Annotated in this window: 18 protein-coding genes, 2 rRNA genes and 1 pseudogene (1 of these 21 running past the window's edge); 3 read left to right on the top strand and 18 right to left on the bottom strand. The window is 40.7% G+C overall.

Annotated elements, in window-relative coordinates; translation table 11 throughout:
* Window positions 1-391 precede the first annotated feature (391 nt).
* Window positions 392-607, bottom strand: a pseudogene (locus FHG08_RS09490) (efflux RND transporter permease subunit); the annotation flags it as partial.
* A gap of 242 nt (window positions 608-849) precedes the next feature.
* Here FHG08_RS09490 and FHG08_RS09485 point away from each other — a divergent pair.
* The gene (locus FHG08_RS09485) at window positions 850-1,764 is read left to right on the top strand and encodes a M14 family metallocarboxypeptidase (RefSeq protein WP_138608851.1); all 915 of its coding nucleotides are present in this window, start codon (window positions 850-852) and stop codon (window positions 1,762-1,764) included.
* Window positions 1,765-1,799: 35 nt separating this feature from the next.
* Entirely contained in the window at window positions 1,800-2,216 is a 417-nt protein-coding gene (locus FHG08_RS09480) for a hypothetical protein (protein ID WP_178955659.1), read from the top strand.
* A gap of 21 nt (window positions 2,217-2,237) precedes the next feature.
* Here the strand turns inward: FHG08_RS09480 and ccoG are convergent, their stop codons facing one another.
* The 10 genes from ccoG to FHG08_RS09430 all read right to left on the bottom strand — a co-directional run bounded on the left by ccoG (window position 2,238) and on the right by FHG08_RS09430 (window position 15,305).
* Window positions 2,238-3,620: a cytochrome c oxidase accessory protein CcoG gene (ccoG, locus tag FHG08_RS09475; protein ID WP_178955657.1), complete on the bottom strand. Its 1,383-nt coding sequence runs from the start codon at window positions 3,618-3,620 to the stop codon at window positions 2,238-2,240.
* 153 nt (window positions 3,621-3,773) lie between these two features.
* Window positions 3,774-5,192: a sigma-54-dependent Fis family transcriptional regulator gene (locus tag FHG08_RS09470; RefSeq protein WP_178955656.1), complete on the bottom strand. Its 1,419-nt coding sequence runs from the start codon at window positions 5,190-5,192 to the stop codon at window positions 3,774-3,776.
* A 56-nt stretch (window positions 5,193-5,248) separates the two neighbouring features.
* Window positions 5,249-6,550, bottom strand: coding sequence for an AarF/ABC1/UbiB kinase family protein (locus tag FHG08_RS09465; RefSeq protein WP_178955655.1), 1,302 nt, complete (start codon window positions 6,548-6,550; stop codon window positions 5,249-5,251).
* A 64-nt stretch (window positions 6,551-6,614) separates the two neighbouring features.
* Window positions 6,615-7,169, bottom strand: coding sequence for a DUF1439 domain-containing protein (locus FHG08_RS09460; RefSeq protein ID WP_010392868.1), 555 nt, complete (start codon window positions 7,167-7,169; stop codon window positions 6,615-6,617).
* 90 nt (window positions 7,170-7,259) lie between these two features.
* Window positions 7,260-9,944: a DUF349 domain-containing protein gene (locus tag FHG08_RS09455; RefSeq protein WP_178955653.1), complete on the bottom strand. Its 2,685-nt coding sequence runs from the start codon at window positions 9,942-9,944 to the stop codon at window positions 7,260-7,262.
* On the bottom strand, window positions 9,934-10,215 hold the full coding sequence (locus tag FHG08_RS09450) for a YeaC family protein (RefSeq protein WP_008114080.1): 282 nt from the start codon (window positions 10,213-10,215) through the stop codon (window positions 9,934-9,936). Before FHG08_RS09450 ends, FHG08_RS09455 begins: the two co-directional genes overlap by 11 nt.
* Before the next feature lies 1 nt (window position 10,216).
* On the bottom strand, window positions 10,217-10,543 hold the full coding sequence (locus tag FHG08_RS09445; protein ID WP_008114079.1) for a hypothetical protein: 327 nt from the start codon (window positions 10,541-10,543) through the stop codon (window positions 10,217-10,219).
* A 123-nt stretch (window positions 10,544-10,666) separates the two neighbouring features.
* Window positions 10,667-12,169 (bottom strand): sodium:alanine symporter family protein, encoded by a 1,503-nt coding sequence (locus FHG08_RS09440; protein WP_178955652.1) that lies wholly within the window; start codon window positions 12,167-12,169, stop codon window positions 10,667-10,669.
* Between the two features lie 373 nt (window positions 12,170-12,542).
* On the bottom strand, window positions 12,543-13,670 hold the full coding sequence (locus FHG08_RS09435) for a M14-type cytosolic carboxypeptidase (RefSeq protein ID WP_054200633.1): 1,128 nt from the start codon (window positions 13,668-13,670) through the stop codon (window positions 12,543-12,545).
* A gap of 192 nt (window positions 13,671-13,862) precedes the next feature.
* Window positions 13,863-15,305: a glyceraldehyde-3-phosphate dehydrogenase gene (locus FHG08_RS09430; protein ID WP_010392881.1), complete on the bottom strand. Its 1,443-nt coding sequence runs from the start codon at window positions 15,303-15,305 to the stop codon at window positions 13,863-13,865.
* A gap of 486 nt (window positions 15,306-15,791) precedes the next feature.
* On the opposite strand from FHG08_RS09430, the gene FHG08_RS09425 reads away from it, so the two are divergent.
* Window positions 15,792-16,589 carry a DUF2989 domain-containing protein gene (locus tag FHG08_RS09425; RefSeq protein ID WP_178955650.1) on the top strand — a complete coding sequence of 266 codons (798 nt, stop codon included), beginning with the start codon at window positions 15,792-15,794 and terminating at the stop codon, window positions 16,587-16,589.
* 41 nt (window positions 16,590-16,630) lie between these two features.
* Here FHG08_RS09425 and ihfA read toward each other — a convergent pair whose 3' ends face one another.
* The 7 genes from ihfA to FHG08_RS09390 all read right to left on the bottom strand — a co-directional run.
* The gene (ihfA, locus tag FHG08_RS09420; RefSeq protein WP_008114070.1) at window positions 16,631-16,927 is read right to left on the bottom strand and encodes an integration host factor subunit alpha; all 297 of its coding nucleotides are present in this window, start codon (window positions 16,925-16,927) and stop codon (window positions 16,631-16,633) included.
* A 2-nt stretch (window positions 16,928-16,929) separates the two neighbouring features.
* Entirely contained in the window at window positions 16,930-19,317 is a 2,388-nt protein-coding gene (gene pheT / locus FHG08_RS09415; RefSeq protein ID WP_178955648.1) for a phenylalanine--tRNA ligase subunit beta, read from the bottom strand.
* 15 nt (window positions 19,318-19,332) lie between these two features.
* Window positions 19,333-20,313 (bottom strand): phenylalanine--tRNA ligase subunit alpha, encoded by a 981-nt coding sequence (gene pheS / locus FHG08_RS09410; RefSeq protein ID WP_008468473.1) that lies wholly within the window; start codon window positions 20,311-20,313, stop codon window positions 19,333-19,335.
* 82 nt (window positions 20,314-20,395) lie between these two features.
* Window positions 20,396-21,106 carry a DnaA inactivator Hda gene (gene hda / locus FHG08_RS09405; protein ID WP_010392888.1) on the bottom strand — a complete coding sequence of 237 codons (711 nt, stop codon included), beginning with the start codon at window positions 21,104-21,106 and terminating at the stop codon, window positions 20,396-20,398.
* Entirely contained in the window at window positions 21,106-22,161 is a 1,056-nt protein-coding gene (locus FHG08_RS09400) for a DUF2066 domain-containing protein (RefSeq protein WP_054201186.1), read from the bottom strand. Before FHG08_RS09400 ends, hda begins: the two co-directional genes overlap by 1 nt.
* 325 nt (window positions 22,162-22,486) lie before the next feature.
* Window positions 22,487-22,601 (bottom strand): 5S ribosomal RNA (rrf, locus tag FHG08_RS09395).
* A gap of 137 nt (window positions 22,602-22,738) precedes the next feature.
* Window positions 22,739-23,813: ribosomal RNA gene (locus tag FHG08_RS09390) — 23S ribosomal RNA — on the bottom strand (it continues 1,810 nt past the right edge of the window).

Below are 23,813 nucleotides of genomic sequence, written 5' to 3'. Positions count from 1 at the left end.
TCAATTAAACATTGATAAGTTGTCAAAATCAATTAAATAAGTCTAATAACTAATCCAATTGAAGTGACTCTCAAAGTTAATCTAATATATGGTAACTATCCAATATGCTCACTTTCATAAACCGGGGTTACCCAATATTTAACGGTGTGTACTTACAAACAGGGCTTAGCGTCGTTTTTAGTATGGCAAGTTCAGATAATAAAATATGCACCTCAAATTGATAAAAACTACGATACCCTTCTACTTGCTCGGCAATATCAAACTCGCTGTGCTCTTTGCTATAGCCTTGAATTTTTTTAAGTTAAAGCCGGTTATACAGTCTATGCCTATTAATATATCAACTACGTCATCTTTTATATTTGTGGGTGCATTTAGGGTAAAAAGTAACTGTTCAGCCATATTTTTTCTCCAACCAACCATAGAAGATAGGTAATAAATAAAGGGTAGTAATAGTGGAGGTAATTAACACGCCAATAACCACGATAGCTAATGGCTTTTGTATTTCAGCTCCTGGACCTGTTGCAAACACCAGCGGCAATAAACCAAACATAGCGGTTGTAGCGGTCATTAATACAGGGCGTAGCCGCCTACTTGCAACATCTAAAATGCACTGTGTTACATATACAGCAAAGCCGATGTAGAGTGCAGACATGAGTTTGCCGCATGGTTTTTAAAAGACTTTATGCAACAAAGGTACTATCCGCATTCAAGCTCAGCCATTAACTAATGCAGTGACTATCGCATATACTTGCGCGCTATTTTAGTCAGCGTTAAGCTAACGCTTTATTTTCGTCATTATGGTCTATGTGCTCTATAGCCCGCAGAGATAATTCAACTTAAAGGTTTAATATGAATAACAGTAGTTACCCAATTGGTACGCCTGGTGAGAAGTGGAACAACAATAATAAAATCCAATGGCTTGAGGCACAAAAAATTAAGCGAAGCTATCAACAAGAAGTCGTAACATTAATTGATGAACTTAAAAGCACTCTAGAAGTACAGCAATACGGTGAGCTTAATTATGCCGCAGGTAGCTACCCTTTGTACGCGTTAAAAACCACTAATTTTGATACAAACAAAGCCACTGTTTTAATTACTGGCGGCGTACATGGCTACGAGACCAGTGGTGTTCATGGCGCTTTAAGATTCGCTAAAACATTGGCAAATAAGTACGCTGAGCACTTTAATATTGTAATTACCCCCTGTATTAGCCCATGGGGTTATGAAACGATTAATCGTTGGAACCCAGATGCGGTAGACCCTAACCGCTCTTTTTATCAGGGCAGTCCAGCACAAGAATCAGCGGCAGTAATGAACTATGTGCAATCTTTAAATACTGATTTAATCGCGCATATCGATTTACATGAAACAACAGATTCTGATAACAGTGAATTTAGACCAGCACTCGCGGCTCGTGAAGGCAAAGTAAACACCAACTGGAACATTCCTGATGGCTTTTATTTAGTGGCTGATAGCAACAAACCAGAGCCTGCTTTTCAAAAAGCAATTATTGAACATGTTGAAAAAGTAACGCATATTGCACCTAGCGATGAAAATCAGCAATTAATTGGTGTACCACAAGCGCAATTTGGGGTAATTAATTACGCGGCCCGTGATTTAGGCTTATGTATGGGATTTTCTGAAGCTGCGTATGTCACCACCACTGAAGTATATCCAGACAGTGCAACGGCTAACCCTGAAGAGTGTATATTAGCGCAAGTTGCTGCAATTTCAGGTGCCTTAGACTACATTATAAATAAGTGACCAATGCAGTAGATAATCAATAAAAGGAGCGGCTATTGAAATTTGAAAATAACTACGGCAGTTATAGCTTGCGCGTTGAAGGTAATATAGTTATTGGGCAGTTTAAAGGTAACTTAAACCCTCAGTTATTAAATCATTTTAAAGCCGCTTTATTAAATACCATTGAACCTTTTAAACATTTGTCTTGGGGTTATATTAGCCACTCTCCTGAGGTGATTGCTGCTACCCCCGATGCTGAAAAAAACATGATAGATGTAAGCCAAACAATGGGGATTAATAACTGTTTGATCAGTGCGTTTGTCCTCACCTCGCCTATTGCTATAAGGCAATTGCAGCGGATTATGCACAGCTCAGGCCGTGATGCTCATTTACAAGAGTGCTTGTTTGATGATTTTCAAAGCGCCAAAAAATTTGTAATTAAGCAGCTAGCCCTAGCCGAGTCAGGTTGTTAACTGGCTAGGACTCATACTTTATTAATTTTTATAAAACTGACTGTCTTTGGTAATAGTAATTGCAGGATCTTCTTGCGAAGTGATCACAAAACTCAGCTTACTCACTTTGCGTGCTAAATCGTAACCGTCTGCAGTCACCGTTACCGGCACACTTTTCATCAGCCCAGGCTCTACTAATATAGCATTTGGGCTTTGCAATGTAGCCCCCTCTAAACCGCTAATTGAAATTGAATAATGCAGCGGTTGCTGAGTTTTATTGATAATAGTAAGTGTGTAAGGGTTTTCAACTAAGCCTTCGTAATTTACCCGATACAATGCGTTTCTATCTCTAAGCACAGAAGCTTCTATAGGGGTGCGTTGTAACATCCAAGCAAACATAGATAAAATTAATAGCGCAGTTAACGCCCCATAGCCTACAAGTTTAAGCCTAAATGGATTCGTTTTTTGCCCTGCCATTTGCTTTTCACTGGCGTATTTAATTAAGCCTTTTTCGTAGCCAAACTTATCCATGGTGTCGTCACAAGCGTCAATACATAAACCACAGTTAATACATTCATATTGCAAGCCATTGCGAATATCAATCCCTGCAGGGCATACTTCCACACATAAGTTACAGTCTACGCAATCACCTAAATTAAGCGCTTTAGGATCAGCTTTGCGTTTACGTGGGCCGCGATTTTCACCCCGTTCGCTATCGTAAGTAACCACCAGAGTGTCTTTATCAAACATCACCGATTGAAAGCGCGAATACGGACACGCCACAGTACACATTTTTTCACGTAAAAAGCCCGCATTTCCATAAGTACAAAACGCAAATAAAAATACCCAAAAACTGGTGATCCCAGACCACTCTAAATTTAACATTTCGAGATACAAGGTTTTAGCGGGGATAAAATACGCTAAAAATGAGGTCGCCGTGAGTATCGAAATAACCAGCCAAGCACTGTGCTTAGTGATTTTTTTTCGCAATTTGGTAATATCCCAAGGGCTTTTATCAAGCTTAATACGCTGGTTACGCGTACCCTCTATACGTTGCTCAACCCAAGAAAACATTAACATCCAAATGGTTTGTGGGCAGGTATAACCACACCATACTCTGCCAAGCCAGTTGGTAACAAAAAATAGGGCAAACGCTCCCACCATAAACAGCATGGCTAAAATCATAAAGTCTTGAGGGAGCAAGGTAAGGCCAAAAATAGTAAATTTTTGGGTGGCCACATCCAATAAAACCGCTTGCTGGCCGTTATATTGAACCCACGGAATGGCAATAAAACTCAGCATTAACAACCAGCCTAAATTGCGACGTATACGTTGAAAAAAACCTTTTTGCTCGCGTATATAAATTGGCCCCTCTTCTTTATAGGGCTTTATGATCATGTCTTCTTCTTTAATATCAAACTTCATGCTACTTACTTCATAGTGACGGGTACTAAACAAGTATTTGCAACTTTCAGACCACACTGAAAGTTAAACTAAAGCATTGATATTAAATGACTTTAAAAATAAAACCGAACTATAATATCGCGATATTTAGCGACTATCGCGATATATCACGAGTTAGCTCTGACGACGCAGTCCTAACTTTTGCATTTTTGAGCGTAAGGTGCTCTCTGGTAAGCCCAACTTATTTGCCGCGCCTTGTTCACCTGCAATTTTCCAATTACACAGTGCTAATACGCTACTTATATGCTGTTTTTGTGCTTCATCAAGTGTAAGCGTTGGGTTTATGGCGTTATCATCGCCCGCTTTGAGCGACTGACTTAACTGTAATGTAGAGTGTTTAGATAAAATAGCTTCTCGTTCGAGTACATTTTGTAGCTCTCTAATGTTACCTGGCCAGTCATAGGCTTGTAATTGTCTGATCGCTTTTGTACTTAACCCTTGCAATTGCTTACCTAAGCGCTTGTTTATTTGTGCAATTAAGTTTTGACACAAGTAAGGAATGTCTTCTTTTCGTTCTTTAAGTGCTGGCACATGAATAGGAAATACATTTAAACGGTAATATAAGTCCATTCTAAACTGCCCTGCTTGTACCATTTCCCACAAGTTACGGTTGGTTGCAGCAATGATGCGAATATCAACCTTTAGGGTTTGACTACCGCCAACGCGTTCAAATTCACGCTCTTGTAATACCCTTAATAGCTTACTTTGGGACTCTAACGGCAGCTCTGCGACTTCATCTAAAAATAAGGTGCCGTGATCGGCAAGTTCAAAACGTCCTTTACGACGCTCGTTAGCGCCAGTAAATGAGCCCCTTTCATGCCCAAAAAGTTCTGACTCTAATAAACTTGGAGTGAATGCCGCACAATTTACTTTTATGAATGCTTGTTCGTTGCGCTTACTGAGACGGTGCAAGTTACGCGCTACCAACTCTTTGCCAGTGCCATTTTCACCAAGAATGAGTACGGTGCTGTCGGTTTCACTCACTAACTGTATTTGATCTAACATGCGTTGGAATACAGCGCTGTGGCCAACCAGTCCTGAATCTTGCCAATCCTCGTTAAGCTCGGCAATAAGGTAATCGTTCTCATCTTTTAGCTGCTCGCTTAGATGCTTTACTTGAGCTAACGCTTCGTGCAACTGGGTTTGGGTTTGCTGTTGTGCTGATATATCGCGAAATACTGCCACAGCACCAATAAGCTGGTTATTTTTATAAACGGGAGTGGAGGTGTACTCAACTGCAAAGGCACTACCATCTTTGCGCCAAAATACTTCGTTTTTTACTTCGCGGCGTTTGCCATCAAACATAGTGCAATAAATTTGGCACTCATCGGCAGGGTAAGGGGTGCCATCGGCATGACTATGATGATGATATTGATGTATTTTTTTTCCTAATAATTCATCGGCCGTCCACCCAGTCATTCGCTCTGCAGCTGGGTTTACAAATACCGCATTACCGGACAAATCAAATCCATATATACCCTCACCTACCGCATTGAGCAATAAGGTAGGATCGTTTAAAAAGTTTTTTATCATAATACAACCTCGCGAAATATCGCGAGCATTATGCCAATTTTATCCTGCTTTAGCACTTAATAATGGCTAAATAACGCCTTAATATTTATTTTGGCGTCTAAACGCGCTGCAATTAAATATAAGCCAGCTAATTTACGGTGAATAAACAATGCATCCACAGGAGGGGTATGCCACTGCTGCGACTGGGCACTTAATTGCATTCCAGCATCTTTGATGTTGCTAGCAAGTTCACTGTTTTTAAAATCAAACTCACCATTATAGCGAAGTGGCTCGCAAGCCATTAAAAATAAATCAATCACTCTTTCTTTATAGTCATCTTTTAGAGCGTCTTTAAAATAGCCAATAGCAGTGGCGGCATTGAGCACACCTTCACGATCATTATTACTGCCGGCTTTAAACAAGGCTAAATAGGCATCACTTAGGGTAGCTGTAATTTCTCGGGTGGCACCAAAATCAAATAACACGATTTTTTGTGATTCTGGTTGGTAATGGTAATTAGCAAAGTTAGGGTCGGTTTGAATTAACTTAAACTCAAACATTTCTTTAAAAAACAAATCAATTAGTTGCTCAGCAACCCGACTTCGATCTGATTGTGGTAAATATGTAATGCCCTCTATAGGCTTGGCATCTACATACTCCATGGTTAGCACTTGCGCAGTACTGTGCTCTACATACACACTAGGCACTTTAAAATGGGGGTTAGTCGATAACAGGTTTTTGTATCTTGCTAAATACTGAGCTTCTAGGGTGTAATCAGTCTCAGCTAGTAACTGCGCTTTCGCTTCTTCAACTAAGGGTTTTATATCCAATTCTTTAGGTAATAATCGCGATAAAGTAAGTAAAGTGATCACATTATCTACGTCGCTTACCACACTTTTAGAAATACCTGGATATTGAATTTTAACGGCTAATTGATCACCATTTTCTATATAAGCTAAATGAACCTGCCCAATTGATGCAGCTGCAAACGGCCTTAGTTCAATATGAGAAAAACGCGATAACCAATCATCCCCCCATTGCTCTTTTAGCACGCTCACTAATTGCTTATGTGGCATTGGGTTGGCATCGGCACGCAACAAAGACAGTAACTGCGCAAGCTCGGGAGTTAATAAGTCGCCAGCATCCATTGAAAGTAACTGCCCAAGCTTCATTGCCGCACCGCGAAGGTGCGACAGCTGAGTGGCTAAGTTTTCAATATTTTTCGGCTGGAGTAATAAGCTTTTATTATCCCAGCCTTTACCACTAAGCGCACTTTTGGCACCACCTACTAACATATTTGTGGCAACACCTGTGGCTAATGAGCCTAACTTTGCAAATCGTGAAAGTCGAGAGGTGGGAACGGATCGCTCATTAGCCATAATTAACCTAATCTATTAATAATAAGGTCAATTAATACGTTTTATTACGCTTATTAGATCTAAATTATAACCGAGGTACTAGCTTAATCGCGCCTTCGACTACTTTTAAATCTAAGGGTAAATTACTTAACAGTGCCATTTTAGGGTCGTTCATATTTAACTTATAAACAGGGTTAACCGCTAAAAATGCATTCATGACATCCATCGCCTCATTATCCAGCACTTCTAAATTACCTTTAAAACCCCCTGCATCGATACTTGAATCGCGTAACTTAACATTACGTAAAAATACGGCTTTTTTCTCGCTATCATAAAAAGGCGTGCCTTGTATTTGTAACTTTAAACGCACAGGATACTTCAATGCAAAGGCATTAATCTCGGCGCTCGAATCAGCACCTAATAAAACATAATCACTGTTGTCGGGACCAATATTAACGCTTAAATCATTTACATCAAACTGCACAGGTAAGCCCATCAGGCTAACTTTTTCACTTAATTTAGGTAACTCTTTATTTAGTAACGACTCAACCTCTGAATTTGTAAATGAATAAACCGAAATACCCTGAGTGCTGTTACAGGCAGTTAAAAATAATAGTGAAATAAAAACAAAAATTTTCATACAAAACCCTATTCATTAATCGTATTGGCAGTAAGTAGCCATAATAAAAAACCGCTTTAATAGCGGTTTTTTTATTTTAGTTGATAAAAGTTAATTTACAGCAAAAATAACTTTTAACCTTGCTAGTGTGTCAGTTTTGACTGAACCTTCGCTGAGTGCAATTAATTGCTTTAAATAATAGTTTAAATCAGCGTGGTCTCCACGGTGCTTGTCATCTAGCATTGCCACTTGCTCAACCATTCTTTGCGCTGAGTCATGCGAACTAACGTTGGCTAGTATTTCCATACGCGTTAGCAACTGCTCGATACTTAATGCCGTTTTTACCACACCAGTATACTGACTTGGCACTGGTTCATTATTCTCAAGCGCAACAAATAATGCGTTTAAGTTAGCTTGTTCGTTTTTGGCGGCTAATCCGGTTAGCTTTTCATCTATAGCTGACAATAAAGCGGATACTTTAGGCGTTAACGATTTAAATGGCATATACCCTTTAACTTTGGTTTGCAGATCCAGTAATTGGGCTTTACCTTCAACACTATTTAAAACCGCTTCGAGCTCATTTAGTTCGGCTGTTGCTAGCTTATCTGATTCACCTTGCTCGCGTTTTTGCTGCTCAAACTCTTCGCTGCGTTTAGTGAATGTTGCATCATTAAACTCACGGAATTTTTGCCATAGTGCATTCTCAGCTTTTAAGCCTGCAAACCCTATACTCTGCCATTGTTGCTGTAACTGCTTTAACTGCTGACACGCCTCTGCTAGGTTTTCACTTTGAGATAGCTGTTGCGCTTGCTCAACGAGCTCATTTTTAAGTGCGGCATTGCCTTTATGAAACGCATTAAGTGAAGATACAACTAGCTGCTGTTCTGCCTTATAACGCTCGTTTAAAATTCGGTATGTTTTAGGATCAACTTTACCTACACTACGCCATGCTTTTTGTAATCGGTTGTAGTGGCTTTCGAATTGTTTCCAATCTAAATCAGCATCCTCTGTCGCTTGTAAATGCAGTGCATGCATTTGCGCTATTAGTTGCTCACGCTCTACTTTAGCCGCTTCACGCTGGATTTCTTGCTCTGCGAAATAACTACGACAAGGTGCGAACAATAGCTCAATTTTTTCATCAAACTCATTTCCTTGCTGCTTTTCTTGCTCTGTATCAAGACGACCTAGTTCATTCCAACGCTTACGCAATACTTTAACTTGGTCAGCACGCTGTTGCGGATCGTTACAAGGCTCATCAACTAGCAGTGTTACTTCTTCTAAAAGTGCAGTGCGTTTAGGGGCCGCTGCATATTTTTGCCAATCTTTAGCATCAGCTAGCTGCGCTTCTAGATCAGCTTTTGAGTTAACCAGCGGCTGTTGGTATTTCTCAGTTAGGGCATTAAATAGCTCTTCGAAGCCTTTAAATACACCAAATGCAACATTAAAACGCCCTTCTTCAATTAAACGTTTAACATCACGCGCTTTTCGCTTAGCTTGGCTTTGAGTTTTTTCTAGCGGCTTAGTGAGTTCGCTCATTGAAGCTAAGAACTGCTTCTTATGCGCATTAAGCTGAGTTTTGAATGACGCTTGTAAATCAGCGCTAAGTAAATTTAAGTGGCTGCGTGCAGTTTTAAAGGTATTATTGAATGCTGTTAACTGTTGATCGTAATCGCTAAGTTGCTCTGCAGGTTTTATTTCACTAAGCGCATTGTAGGCAATTTTATATTCTTTAATCGCCGCAGTTAGCTCAGGCAACTTAGCAACTTGTGAGAATAATTGCTCAAGCTTATTAATCACTTGTTTTGATTGCTGATCAGCCACCAGTTCCGTTTTATCTAGCGTGTCTTTCGCTTGCGCTACTTTTGCATTAAGCCAGTCTTGCTGAATTTGCTCTGGCGTTTCTAACCCTAACTGTAATGCATTCTCAATTTCTTCACTTAATGCTTCTAACGTAGCTAACGCTAACACTTGGCGCTGTTGCTGAGCTAAACATTGCTGCTCTACTTCGTGCTGCGCTTTTAGTATGGCAATGTGGGCATCAAGCTTATCGGTAATTGAAATATACTTAGCATCAAGGGTTTTTACATGTTCTTCACTTAGCCATTTTAATTCTAGAGCTTGCCATTGTGCCATGAGCTCTGCGGCTTGTGGGTCAACAATGGCGTAGTCATTTTTATCACGCAATGCATTAAGCTTGGCTAAAATAACACGGGTAGCATTTTCAACTTGCGCTGGCATTTCAAGCGCTAAACGCTCGTTTTCAAGATGGCTTTCAAGGGCCGTTTTAGCTTCACCTTGAGCATGCTTTAACAAAGCTTTAGTTAACTGCTGTGTAATGACTAAGTCAACTAACTGCTTTTGCAGCTCTTCATTGGCTTCTTTAAAAGCTTTTTCAATCAGTTTAGGGTTTGCTAGGCGTTTTAAGAGCTTAACTCTCACTTGCAGTTCTTTTTCTGCAAATGCTAGTTTTTCAAGGGTTTTAACCGGTGCAAAACGTTCAATGTACTCATTTTTAATCTGCGCCGATAAGCTACTTTCACTGTTTAATACAGCAGACGATATTTGCTGCTCAGCTACATCTTTTAATGCCTGATCTTGCTTGTAAGCTTTCCACCAAAGCGGTAAATCGTTTACTTTTTGCAGTGCTTTACGACGAATTTCAGCCGATGAGTCTTCAAGCGCTAAGGTGCTTAAAATTGTTACGTCGCGTGCTACATCAAGTTTTTCAATCGCATCTAAACGAACTTGTTGCTTCGGGTGTTTCCATTTTGGTGTAAAAAGGTGTTTAAAGATCATTTTCACTGAACCTAGCTATTTCGTTATCTGATTTAAATTCTTTTTGTAGTTGCGCTTTGGTTTTTTGGATCATTTCTCCATCTGCACCAATGGTAAACTGCTCGTTTGATTGTGCTACTTTTGCTTGATACAACATCACAAGTTGGACTGTTTGTTGTTTTTGTTCATCTGATAAAGGTGTGCCATCTGGCCACTTTCCTGTTGATGCGCCATATTGTAGGCGCTCAAATAATTCTGGAGTAATATTCTGTACTAAGTTGTCAATATTCATGTCATTTTTTCTTTTTCAGAGTCACTAAAATAATACGGTTAATAAGGTACCAAATACAGCCAATGCCTATAGCTGAGGTATACGCATACCACTGAAGTGTTTTTTCTTGAGGTTGTAGGAAGTACAAACAAAAGAAGCCACCTAAAAATAAGATCAGCGCTAAAAAGGAGTGGTTCATAAACATTTGCTGCTTTTTAATTCGCTGCTCACGTTGAAGTTGTTGAACTTGCTCGGCATTTAATTCAGCAACGTTACTTTGGCAATGTGGACACTGCGGATGTTTATCTGAAATTGATTTTGCACATTTGGGGCAACGAATAATCGCCATACATCTCTCTCCATACTACGCATAAAAAAAGCGCCTTTCGGCGCTTTTCATTGTACTTGTTTTATTGCTCTTTGTCTTTTTTGAATTTAACCCAATAGTTCATATTAGGTTATTAGGGTCTGTTTATTCAGCGTCTTTTGATTGCTTTTCAAGGCGCTTTTCCCAGAAGGTAGCATTTTTAATCCCTAACTTAACAGGATCAAATATGATTTTTCCACCTTTTTTCTTTTGTTCTTCATAATCGCTCAAACATGATAAGGCCGGTTTAGCGACAAAGAAAATGGCTAATATACCCAATATGTTGATCCACGCCATTAAGCCAACGCCTATGTCGCCAATAGTCCATATATAACCGGAACTGTTAACCATGCCGTAGGCTACCATAAACATAATCATAAGTTTTACCACTACAAGCGGAATACTTCCTTTAAAGTAGCGATTTAAGTACGCGATATTAGTCTCAGCAATGAAGTAATAAGCAAGTATAGTGGTAAAAGCAAAGAAGAATAAAGCGATACCTACAAACGCTTCTCCAAAGCTACCAAATACACTAAACAACGCCATTTGGGTAAATGCTGCTGACCCCACTTCAGTTGCCGCATCAACATTTTGTATAATGAATTGTCCTTCTGGCAAAGTGCCGACTACATTGTATTGCTGCGTCATTAAGATCATTAATGCCGTTGCTGTACATACAAAAAGTGTATCAACATAAACAGAAAAAGCTTGCACTAAACCTTGCTGTGCAGGGTGATCAACTTCTGCTGCCGCCGCAGCATGAGGACCTGTACCTTGACCGGCTTCATTAGAATAGATACCACGCTTAACACCCCAAGCAATTGCAGCACCAAAGCCTGCTTGGGCTGTAAATGCATCACCAATAATAAGCGAGAAAATGCCTGGTACTTTGTCTATGTTTAAAAATACGATAATTAAAGCCAATACGATGTAACCAAGCGCCATAAATGGCACTACAATTTGGGTAAAATTAGCAATGCGCTTTATACCACCAAAAATAATAAACGCTAAAACGATTAGAATAATGGCCAATGCAACGAGTTTAAAACTGCCTACGTCACCAAAAGTTGTAGACACCATAGCGCCATCACCAAATACTTGAGTGAATGCGTTGCCCACAGCATTTGCTTGTACGCCCGGCAGAAAAACTCCACAGGCTATAATTGCCGACACAGCAAATAATACAGCCAGCCACTTTTGCCCTAAGCAACGGTCAAAATAATAGGCTGGACCACCGCGGTATTGGCCGTCTTCTTCTAGTTTATAAATTTGACCTAATGTTGATTCTGCGTATGCAGTGCTTGCACCTAAAAAAGCAACAACCCACATCCAAAAAATAGCGCCCGGACCACCAAAACCGATTGCGGCTGCAACACCGGCAATATTACCAACCCCTACTCGGCCAGACAATGAAACAGCAAGAGCTTGAAAAGATGAGATCCCTTTTTCTGAGGTGTTGGGGCTAAATAATAGCTTACACATTTCTTTAAAATGTCTAACTTGAGCAAATCGAGTTAGTACGGAGTAAAATAAGCCTGCGCCTAGGCATAAATAGATGAGTGCATCACTCCAAACAACATCATTAACGGCGCTTACAAAAGCTTCCATGAACATCCTCACAGTTATATTTATTATTATTAATTACCATACTCTGCTACTCAGAATACCTGTCATAAGCTTTACGAAATAAGGGGTTAATCTTTTTCGTCTTTCTTATTGCTCAATCGATATTAACTTAAGTACCCAACCTTGTTAACAGTTAATTTTCAAAACAACTTATTGTTTATTTATATTGAGCCTGCTAAGACAACGTTTAACTAAGTGGGAATTGATTAAAATTATAGGTTATTAAATCTGTCGAGAAGGTGTATTGAAACGTTTTAGTGTGATGGTGGGAAATGATTTTTATTTTTTGATACGGCCGGTTTAGCCTAAAATAAAAAGGGCATCAAAATTATTGATACCCTTTAAAACAAGCGTTTTATCTTAAGTTGTCTACAACATTAACAATGGCTGCTAAGGTATCTTGACCAAATTGATATGAACGACGATCTGACCAGCCGTAATCTGGATCTGGTAAGTCATTATTATCTTTAAATGGCATTTCAACGGTGTAAGTTAGTGCTTTAAATTCTTCAGCGGTCGCTGATGAACCTACTGTTAAATTAGCTTGACCTGGTTCGTCTTTATCGTAGCCATGCGTATCTTGAAACTCTGGAGTAATAGTTAAAAGCGCGGCTTTAAAGCTGTCTTCAAGGCCTTTTAGGCGTGCATCATAACTTGGTATGCCTTCACTACCGGCAACAAAGTTATATGGAATGGCTTCATCCCCGTGAATGTCAAGGTGCATATCTAAACCTGCTTCTCGCATTTTATTAAGCACTAAGTAAACTTCAGGACTATTTTCCATGCTTGGTGTTTGCCATTCACGGTTTAAGTTAACCCCTTTAGCATTAGTACGTAAGTGACCACGTGCACTGCCATCTGGATTCATATTTGGCACTACATAGAATACCGCTTTTGATAGTAAGGCTGCTGCATGTGGGTCTTCATCATCAAGCAGCTTGTGTAATAAGCCTTCTACAAACCACTCTGCCATAGTTTCACCCGGGTGTTGGCGAGCCGTGACCCAGATGATTTTTTTATCTGCACTTGGCTGACCAATTTTAAGCACGCTCATATCACGGCCATCAAGGGTTTGACCTAGCGTCTCTAACTGACAAAGCTCTTGGCTTTGTGCCCATGATAATAAGTCTAAATGGCGGTCGTAGCTGTAAGGAGCAAAATAGGCAAAGTAAACGCTGCTACACTCAGGCTCAAGCTCAAATGTTAGTGTGCCATTTTCATACGAAGACGGTACACGAAACCATGTTTGACGGTCGTATGAGGCAACAGCTTGGTAGTCTACCCAACCATCTGGGTATGCAGACTTATCAAGATTATTAATATTTAACTGATGTAATTGATAAGGCGTTGTTTCAAGACGAAAGTGAAACCACTGATAAAACTCAGACTGATGATCTTTATTAATTTCTAACTGAATATTTAACGGATCGGTGGCTTCAATAACTTTAATATTACCACTGTCAAAATTGCTACTGATTTTCATTACAACAAACCTATTAGTTAACTGTGTGTCTTGACCAAAGGATTTAGCCAAGAGGTAAGTACGTGTTAATGCACTTTAAACGGCTATTACTACGTACTCAATTTAATAAAGCGTACCATAACCACTACACTTTAAAAATCTTCAGACCTAAAAAAGCCAGCAAGTGCTGGCTTTTTTTAATTGCTCAAGTGTTTATCGAGGTAAACTTGGGAATGAGACTTCTGCCATATCGCGCATACAGCGAACTACCTGGCAGCTATAACCAAACTCATTGTCGTACCATACGTAAAGTACAACACGGTTTTCATCAACAATCGTTGCTTGAGAATCAACAACACCTGCGTAACGGCTACCCACTAAATCGGTAGACACGATTTCAGTTGATGCTGTGTAATCGATTTGATCACGTAGGTCTGAGTGAAGTGCTGTTTCACGTAAAAACGCATTAAGTTCTTCAACCGTCGTGCTCTTTTCAAGATTCAAGTTTAAGATAGCTAACGATACGTTTGGTGTAGGTACACGAATTGCGTTACCTGTTAGTTTACCTTCAAGCTCTGGTAATGCTTTAGATACCGCTTTAGCTGCACCTGTTTCAGTGATAACCATGTTTAATGCCGCAGCACGACCACGACGTTCTGCTTTGTGGTAGTTATCAATTAAGTTTTGGTCATTAGTGTATGAGTGAACTGTTTCAACGTGACCATTCTTAATACCAAACTGATCGTTTAATGCTTTCAATGTTGGCGTTATTGCATTAGTTGTACAGCTTGCAGCACATACAATTTTATCTTCAGGTAAAATATCTTGGTTATTTACACCGTAAACGATATTTTTAATGTTGCCCTTAGCTGGCGCTGTTAATAATACTTTTGCAGCACCTTTAGATTCTAAGTGTTGACCAAGACCAGCTTCATCTTTCCAAATACCAGTGTTATCAACAACAAGTGCGTTTTCGATACCGTAGGCACTGTAATCAACTTCGCTTGGCGAATTAGCGTAGATAACTTGAATGTAGCTACCATTAGCTTTAATAGCATTACGTTCTTTATCAATGGTAATTGAACCATTGAACGGACCGTGGATAGAATCACGACGCAATAAGCTTGCACGTTTTTCTAAATCGCCGTCTTTACCACCACGCACAACAATAGCGCGTAGGTTTAAGTCGGCGTATGGGCCTGATTTTTCAATTAACAAACGTGCTAATAAGCGGCCGATACGACCAAAGCCGTAAAGTACTACGTCACGTGGCGCTTTAGGCTCAGAATTAACAATTTCAGCTAGTTCGTCTTTAACGAACTCTTCTACTGAACGGCCATTCGCAGCATCTGTGTATAAATAGCTGTATGCTAATTTACCAATATCGATACGGGCAGAATTTAATTCCATTTTGCTGATAGCTTCTAAGAATGGGAAGCTTTCACGTAGGCGAAGTTTAGTTCCTTCAAACTGGGCTACTGATTTGTGAGACTTAATAATATCAATAGTGCTTGAGTTTACTAATGGACGGCCGTAAACAGCGATTTCAATACCACGATTACGGTACAATTTACCAATAATTGGTTGCATGCTTTCAGCGTAATCTTGACGTTCTTGCCAGCTACTTGTGTATTCTAACTCGTGAGATGAGGTCATTTTTTTTACCTAATTAAACAATTTTGAACGGATAGCCTAAGAATGTATCGAATTTTGAGAGCAACACATTCCTTCGGGCAGGCCTATTCTAATTTAATCTCATTTTATTCTCTACTGTTAGAGACTAAAGTTTAGGCTAGAATAATATTATATGAGGGTCTGTTGACCTTTGCGGATTAAAATTTGTTCAAACTAGGGGCTGTTTAATCGCGGCGCGAGGTTTGTAACCTAGTGGGCTAAGTCAAAACCGAGCAAAGCTTCCGCGTCCTGCTCACGCCCCTTACCTACATCCATGTAGGCAACAAAGAGTAAATCGCCCCTAGGCAGAACCCTTCGGGCAGCGCCTGTTTGGCATTGATGCTGCGTTATCGCCTATTTATGGGGAATAACCACACCACATAGGCTCTGCCTTGCCTCTATACCAAACAGACTGCTGCAAATTCAACCTTGAAAGGTCAACAGACCCTAATAAATTGAGAGGCTCGGATGGCTTTTAAGCACATAACCCTCACTTTTGCATTGTTGCTTGCAGGATGTGAAGAATCTTTTACCGTTGAAGATATTTGTGTGCAATCACCCGCCATGTGCAATGATCTTAACCACGATAGCCACTGTAAGGCACTGCGAGAGCGTACTATTTTTTCTCGCTACCGCGAATCCTTACAACCAGCCGATGAGAACAAATATCAACTACTCAAAGCGTTTGAGCATTACAACCAATGTATTGGCTTAGCCGCTAATATTCAGCATATAAAACTGAAAGGTAAAACTACCGCCCGTCGACGAGCCTACCTCACCAGTAATAGAGAAATGGCACGTATTTATCAGCAAACACATGCAACCACTCACCCTGGCCTACTCTATTACCATTGGTCAAGAAACAATGATGAAACGGCACTCACCCGGCTACTTGCTCTAGAAAATACCCCCGCGGTGGAAACAAGTGCTGAAATGCAATTTTATTTAGCGTCTTATTACATTAAAGTTGATGAGCAAAAAGCGATTGGTTTTTTATACAACACACTGGCGTTAAATCAAGCTAAGCAAATACCTGATCCAGAAATTTACACCTCTTTAATTAGTCTTTTTTACAAGCACCGCCAATATAAGCACGCGTACATTTTTGCCAAAATAGCAGAGCTTTCTGGAATAAAAAATATCGATATATTATTAATTGAACAGCAGTTAATAGCACAAGGAAAGAATTTAGAGAGTTTAGATGCCCTCGCGGAGCAAACATTACACCAAATAAACCAAGGAAAATTTATTTCTCCCCGGAAATAATACAACAGATACAAAAAAGGCAGCTTGCGCTGCCTTTTTGTTTATTTTTTGCTTGTGCCTACTTCGACACGGGTCTTTAACTTTTGCCCCGGCCTAAAAGTAACTACGCGACGCGCTGAAATTGGAATATCTTCTCCCGTTTTCGGATTACGTCCCGGTCTTTCTTTCTTATCTCGAAGATCAAAGTTACCAAATCCAGAGAGCTTAATCTGCTCGCCTTTTTCAAGCGCTGAGCGGATTTCTTCAAAAAACGCTTCAACTAAATCTTTGGCATCTTTTTTATTGATCCCGAGCTTTTCAAATAGGTGTTCAGCTATGTCGGCTTTAGTAAGCGCCATATCTAGTCCCTCAACGATGCATTAAACTGTTCGGCCAGTGCGGCCACCACGTTATCAACTACCTGATTGATATCTTTCTCTTCGAGTGTTCTATCAACCGCCTGCAGTGTTAGAGCAATCGCCAAACTCTTATAATTTGGCTCAATACCTTTGCCCTTATACACATCGAATAAGTTTAGGTCAACCAATTGATTTCCGCCAACTTTTCCGATGACGTTTAAAATATCACCAATTTTAACGCTGTCTTGTACTAAAATCGCGATGTCGCGGCGATTTGATGGGAATTTAGACACCCCTACAGCTTGAGGTAAATTTCTTTTTTCTAATGCCGACATTTCAATTTCAAACACAAAAGTAGCATTGTTGATATCTAACGATTTTTGCGCTTGAGGATGTAATGCACCAAAGAAACCTACTTTTTTACCATCAACATAAATAACGGCAGACTGGCCAGGATGAAGACCATCAGATTGCTCAGCTTTAATTTCAAAGCGGCTAACATCGTTGGTAATTGCAAGTAATGCTTCAACATCCCCTTTTAGGTCATAAAAATCAACGTTACGTTTTTCTTCAACCCAATGCTCACCATGAACCAAACCAGTAATAACGCCACCAATAACAGGCACTTGGTATACACCATTTTCAGCATTTACATCACTGATAAACTTAAGGCCGTGTTCAAATAAGCGAATACGAGGTTGTTGGCGGTTTTGGTTATACGCAACAGATGAAAGCAACCCTGGCATTAAACTTACACGCATCGCTGACATTTCAATTGAAATTGGGTGCGGCAATACCAATGCATTACACTCAGGGTGTAAAATAGCTTGCGCTTTAGGGTCAACAAAACTGTAAGTAATGGCTTCTTGATAGCCACGTGTTACTAAGGCATTACGAAAACGGCTCAGGGCAACAGTTGACTCATCATGCGTGGTCATTTTCAGTTTTGCAGTTGGTGCAACATTAGGAATGCTGTTATAACCGTATACACGTGCAACTTCTTCAATTAAATCTTCTTCGATACGAATATCAAAACGGTAGCTTGGTACATCAGCACTCCAGCTATCATTGTCAAATTTAACATCAAGTCCTAAACGCGTCAGAATATCGGTTACTTTCGCATCTTCAATATGATGACCAATAACGCGGTCTAAACGTGAACGACGTAAACGTACTTCAGTTACTTTTGGTAACTTATCAGCAGCCACAGCTTCAACAACAGGACCCGCTTCACCACCAACAATTTCAAGCAGTAACGCTGTAGCGCGCTCCATTGCATCATGTTGTAGAGCAAAGTCTACACCACGCTCATAGCGATGAGATGCATCGGTGTGTAAACCGTAGCTACGTGCTTGACCAGCAATGGCAACAGGGTTAAAGAATGCGCTTTCTAACAGAATATCAGCTGTTTTTTCAGTAACGCCAGATTGCTCACCACCAAAAATACCAGCAATGGCTAGCGCTTTATGATGATCGGCAATCACTAATGTCGATTCATTTAACTTTGCAGTGTTACCATCAAGTAAAACTAATTCTTCACCTGCGTTTGCACTACGTACTTTAATTCCACCCTCAATCGCATTTAAATCAAATGCATGCATTGGGTGACCAAGCTCTAATAACACAAAGTTAGTCACATCAACTACCGGGTCGATTGAACGCACACCACTACGGCGTAGCTTTTCAACCATCCATAGAGGTGTTTCAGCATTAAGGTTAATGCCTTTGATAACACGCCCTAAATAACGAGGACAAGCTTCATCGTTAACCAACTCTATTGATACTTTATCTTCAATTGTCGGTGCTACCGCTGGAATACTTAATGTATTAACATCAATGCTGTTCAGTACGCCAACTTCACGAGCAAGGCCTTTAATACCTAAACAGTCACCACGGTTAGGGGTTAAATCTACATCTATGATGTTGTCATCTAATCCTAAGTATTCGCGTAAATCTGTGCCAATCGGCGCGTCAAGCGGCAATTCCATAATGCCATCGCCCTCTTCGCTAATGCCTAGCTCATCAAACGCACACAACATGCCGTATGATGGTTGACCACGAAGTTTGGCCTTTTTAATTTTAAAATCACCTGGTAATACTGCACCAACAGTGGCAACAGCAACTTTAATACCTTGGCGGCAATTTGGTGCACCACAAACAATATCAAGCAGTTCATCACCACCAACATTAATTTTTGTTACACGTAGTTTATCTGCATCAGGGTGCTGGCCACATTCAACCACCTCACCTACAACAACACCATTAAATTTGGCTGCTGCCGGCTCTACGCCATCTACTTCTAAACCAGCCATTGAAAGCTGTTCCGAAAGAGCTTGCGTATCAATTGCAGGATTTACCCACTCTCTTAACCACTTTTCACTAAATTTCATTTTATTTCTTCACTCTTAACGGAACTGGTTTAGGAATTTTAAGTCGTTTTCGAAAAACGCACGTAAATCGTTTACGCCGTAACGCAACATAGTTAAGCGCTCTACACCCATACCAAAAGCAAAACCGGTGTATTTTTCAGGATCGATACCAACAGACTTAAGTACGTTAGGGTGAACCATGCCACAGCCTAATACTTCTAACCATTTACCATCTTTACCCATTACATCAACTTCAGCTGAGGGCTCTGTAAATGGGAAGAATGAAGGACGGAAACGAATTTCCATATCTTCTTCAAAAAAGTTACGTAAGAAGTCATGTAAAATACCTTTGAGCTCAGTAAAGCTAACGTCCGTATCGACCATTAAACCTTCCACCTGATGGAACATAGGTGTATGTGTTTGGTCGTAGTCATTACGATATACACGCCCTGGTGAAATTATACGAAGCGGCGGCTGCTCTGTTTCCATGGTACGAATTTGCACACCACTAGTTTGAGTACGCAACACCAACTTAGGATTAAAGTAAAAGGTATCGTGGTCGGCGCGAGCAGGATGGTGCTCAGGAATATTTAGGGCATCAAAGTTATGAAAATCATCTTCAACTTCAGGGCCTGATTTAACTTCAAAGCCTAGTTCACCAAAAAAGCTTTCAATACGCTCAATTGTACGTGTTACTGGGTGAAGGCCACCAGAAGGCATAACGCGCCCTGGTAAAGTTACATCGATAGTTTCAGCAGCTAGTTTTTCTTCTAGTGCTTTACTCGCTAAAAGCTCACGCTTGTCATTAATTGCGCTTTGCACATCTTGCTTAGCTTGATTGATTACCTGGCCTGCTTCTTTGCGTTCTTCAGGAGCAATTTTACCCAGTGTTTTAAGTAAGCTGGTGATCTCGCCTTTTTTACCAAGGTAGTTAACCCTGATCTCTTCTAGTTGCGCGATTTCACTGGCACTGGCAACTGCCTCAAGTGCTTGCGCTAATATATTTTCTAAGTTCATTCGATACCTGATCTTTCAAAGAAGGTGATTACAATTTAGTTAGCTAATGATAACTGAAAGCGGGGTCTAGATTCTAGACCTACTACAGCTTTAGCGTTGATTTTATGAAAGGAATAGTTAATTTTCGCTGTGCAGCCATGGATGCGTGATCTAATTTGTCTAATACATCCAATAATGCGCGCATATCACGACTTAAACGGGTTAATAAAAACCGCGCGCATTCGTCACTCAGTTCAAGACCGCGCATGTTAGCCCGCTTTACTAGCGCTTGTGCTTTATCATCATCACTCATGGAGCGAATTTGAAAGGTGGTCCCCCACTTCAAGCGTGATTCTAAATCAGGCAAGCTAATATTAAGCATATTTGGCAGTAAATCAGCAGTTACTACCAGCATTTTATTAGGCTCATTAAAGCGGTTGAAGAAATTAAATAACGCTTTTTCCCATGCATCATTACCCGCCACTAAGTGAACATCATCAATACATAATACATCTAGCGCCTCAAGACCATCTAAAACCATCGGGCCAAAATGTAGAACTTCTCGCATTGATAGCAGCATATTCGATAAGCCACGCTCTTGGGCTTGAATACAGGTGGCGTATAACAAGTGGGATTTACCTGAGTCTCCTAAGCCACACAAATAAGTATACTGAAAAGCTTGAGATAGCTTAGAAAAGCTATCTTTAAGGTGGTTAACCTCTAATGAGTCTTCTCCCCCAAAATAAGAGGCAAATGTTTCATCATCCGGTAAAGTAACCGGTAGCGCCATTTGCATTGGCTCTTGAGTTAGCATTAGTTTTCAACCCATTGATACTCTAGGCTTTGCTTATCAACTATGTGATAAAAAGCACGGGGGTCGACATAATCTTTAAAGGCATTATCAAGACCAAGGGCTTTTTTAAGATCGTTTACAGTGCCGGTATGATCTAGCTTAAATTCAACAGAATCGGGAGTTTTACGTATAATAACCGCTTGGGTGACAACACTTAGGTTGAGTAGACGGCGCTTTGCCAACTCTATATCCACAAAATTATCTGTCCCTTTTAAGGTCAAATTGGCAGTACGTTGCTCATAATACGCATTCGGATCGATCGCATATTCGCCAGCTAAACCTTGCGCTAAATCATCAATCATTTGCGCAACGATTTGCTGTCTATAGCCAATAATTCGGTTAGATTCAAACATTTCGTCATTAGTAAAACGCCAATCTAATACCCAATTATCGGAGTTAAACTCTTGATACATTCTAGCAGTAATACTGCGCTCAGCACTGTAACGTTTAGATGCCTCTTCTACTGGTTCAGAAAAGTTCCCCCAAACCTCAGGGACACCAACAAGGCGTCTATCTTGTAAATCAAGCAAAGGTACAACGACAGGTAATCCACGACGGCTTGCCTTATCATAAATGAGCTGCTCTAACTGTGGGTAACTTTCTTGAGTTACTAGCTCTCGTTGCCTGTTATCTTCAATCCCTAACCAGATTGCAACCAGTGGTCGTTGCATTCCCCACAATGGCAAATTAAGCTCTTTGATTAGTGCATCGATTTTTCGTGCTTCAAACTTAACTAATAATTTAAGCTCTCCGGGGATACGCTCATCATATTCAAATTTCAGCATATAATCGGATATATCTTTAGTGCGTTGCTTAGCGACTCGATTTTCATCTGCGCTTTTGTCACCACTCACTTTTACTAATACGTTAAGTAACGCTTTGCGGCTAGCGTCTAAACGAGTATCACGAGATTTATCTTCTACGACCAAAATATCTTGATATAGATCAGTTACTTCAACTGCTGATACAGAAACACAAAAGAAAATGGATAAGGCGCTAATTAATAATCTATACACAGGCAAATCATTCATGGTTTTAAACTGTTTTGATCCTAAATCAAAGCCACTAACAAAGCAAAATTATATTTTTCTCAGTCACTAACGCCATTAAGCTCGCTTTAATGATCATAAAAAACCTCAAAGTAAATACCGACTAATTGGAGTCGGTGCGCTACTTAATTACGGCAATCACCTAGAATATTGTCGAGATACTAAACCCACGATACGGTGGTCAGTTTGACGCAGTGCAACTGATAGCTGACGGCTGATAGCTAATATTTTCACTTTCCTGCAGACGTAAAAAAACCCGTCACATTTCTGTAACGGGTTTCTCTTATTTGGAGCCTGGTAATGACCTACTTTCACATAACAAATGCTACACTATCATCGGCGCTGTTTCGTTTCACTACTGAGTTCGGCATGGGGTCAGGTGGGTCCAAAACGCTATTGTCACCAAGCAAATTTGGGTGTCAGTCCGTATCGCTACGCACTAACTAAAATTTGGAATTCTGATAATAAAAGTTTTCAGTAATCTACTTTAGTCTATTAACTTCTTCGCTTGTTTCACTATCACATAAAACGCGTTTGGCGTTGTATGGTTAAGCCTCACGGGTAATTAGTACAAGTTAGCTTAATGGCTCACACCACTTCCACATCTTGCCTATCAACGTTGTAGTCTTCAACGGCCCTTCAGAGACTTTAAAAGTCTAGTGAGAACTCATCTCGAGGCCTGCTTCGCGCTTAGATGCTTTCAGCGCTTATCAGTTCCGAACGTAGCTACCGGGCAATGCCATTGGCATGACAACCCGAACACCAGCGGTTCGTTCACTCCGGTCCTCTCGTACTAGGAGCAACCCCTCTCAATTCTCAAACGCCCACGGCAGATAGGGACCGAACTGTCTCACGACGTTCTAAACCCAGCTCGCGTACCACTTTAAATGGCGAACAGCCATACCCTTGGGACCGACTTCAGCCCCAGGATGTGATGAGCCGACATCGAGGTGCCAAACACCGCCGTCGATATGAACTCTTGGGCGGTATCAGCCTGTTATCCCCGGAGTACCTTTTATCCGTTGAGCGATGGCCCTTCCATTCAGAACCACCGGATCACTATGACCTACTTTCGTACCTGCTCGACGTGTCTGTCTCGCAGTTAAGCTGGCTTCTACCATTACACTAACCGTACGATGTCCGACCGTACTTAGCCAACCTTCGTGCTCCTCCGTTACTCTTTGGGAGGAGACCGCCCCAGTCAAACTACCCACCAGGCACTGTCCGTAACCCCGATTCAGGGGCCAACGTTAGAACATCAAAACTACAAGGGTGGTATTTCAAGGACGACTCCACAAAAACTAGCGTCTCTGCTTCAAAGTCTCCCACCTATCCTACACATGTAGGTTCAATGTTCAGTGCCAAGCTGTAGTAAAGGTTCACGGGGTCTTTCCGTCTAGCCGCGGGTACACAGCATCTTCACTGCGATTTCAATTTCACTGAGTCTCGGGTGGAGACAGCGTGGCCATGGTTACACCATTCGTGCAGGTCGGAACTTACCCGACAAGGAATTTCGCTACCTTAGGACCGTTATAGTTACGGCCGCCGTTTACCGGGGCTTCGATCAAGAGCTTCTCCGAAGATAACCCCATCAATTAACCTTCCGGCACCGGGCAGGT

It is taken from the genome of Pseudoalteromonas sp. Scap03 (assembly GCF_013393115.1).
Classification (GTDB): domain Bacteria; phylum Pseudomonadota; class Gammaproteobacteria; order Enterobacterales; family Alteromonadaceae; genus Pseudoalteromonas.
This window is presented reverse-complemented; position numbering and strand designations above follow the sequence as displayed.

Bases quoted from the DNA above. Each gene is read 5' to 3' on its own strand.
- FHG08_RS09465 (WP_178955655.1), bottom strand. From the start codon at position 6,550: ATGGCTAATGAGCGATCCGTTCCCACCTCTCGACTTTCACGATTTGCA.
- FHG08_RS09455 (WP_178955653.1), bottom strand. From the start codon at position 9,944: ATGATCTTTAAACACCTTTTTACACCAAAATGGAAACACCCGAAGCAA.
- FHG08_RS09460 (WP_010392868.1), bottom strand. From the start codon at position 7,169: ATGAAAATTTTTGTTTTTATTTCACTATTATTTTTAACTGCCTGTAAC.
- hda (WP_010392888.1), bottom strand. From the start codon at position 21,106: ATGCTAACTCAAGAGCCAATGCAAATGGCGCTACCGGTTACTTTACCG.
- pheT (WP_178955648.1), bottom strand. From the start codon at position 19,317: ATGAAATTTAGTGAAAAGTGGTTAAGAGAGTGGGTAAATCCTGCAATT.
- FHG08_RS09430 (WP_010392881.1), bottom strand. From the start codon at position 15,305: ATGACCTCATCTCACGAGTTAGAATACACAAGTAGCTGGCAAGAACGT.
- FHG08_RS09470 (WP_178955656.1), bottom strand. From the start codon at position 5,192: ATGATAAAAAACTTTTTAAACGATCCTACCTTATTGCTCAATGCGGTA.
- ihfA (WP_008114070.1), bottom strand. From the start codon at position 16,927: ATGGCGCTTACTAAAGCCGACATAGCTGAACACCTATTTGAAAAGCTC.
- FHG08_RS09485 (WP_138608851.1), top strand. From the start codon at position 850: ATGAATAACAGTAGTTACCCAATTGGTACGCCTGGTGAGAAGTGGAAC.
- FHG08_RS09425 (WP_178955650.1), top strand. From the start codon at position 15,792: ATGGCTTTTAAGCACATAACCCTCACTTTTGCATTGTTGCTTGCAGGA.
- pheS (WP_008468473.1), bottom strand. From the start codon at position 20,313: ATGAACTTAGAAAATATATTAGCGCAAGCACTTGAGGCAGTTGCCAGT.
- FHG08_RS09450 (WP_008114080.1), bottom strand. From the start codon at position 10,215: ATGAATATTGACAACTTAGTACAGAATATTACTCCAGAATTATTTGAG.
- FHG08_RS09435 (WP_054200633.1), bottom strand. From the start codon at position 13,670: ATGAAAATCAGTAGCAATTTTGACAGTGGTAATATTAAAGTTATTGAA.
- FHG08_RS09445 (WP_008114079.1), bottom strand. From the start codon at position 10,543: ATGGCGATTATTCGTTGCCCCAAATGTGCAAAATCAATTTCAGATAAA.
- ccoG (WP_178955657.1), bottom strand. From the start codon at position 3,620: ATGAAGTTTGATATTAAAGAAGAAGACATGATCATAAAGCCCTATAAA.
- FHG08_RS09440 (WP_178955652.1), bottom strand. From the start codon at position 12,169: ATGGAAGCTTTTGTAAGCGCCGTTAATGATGTTGTTTGGAGTGATGCA.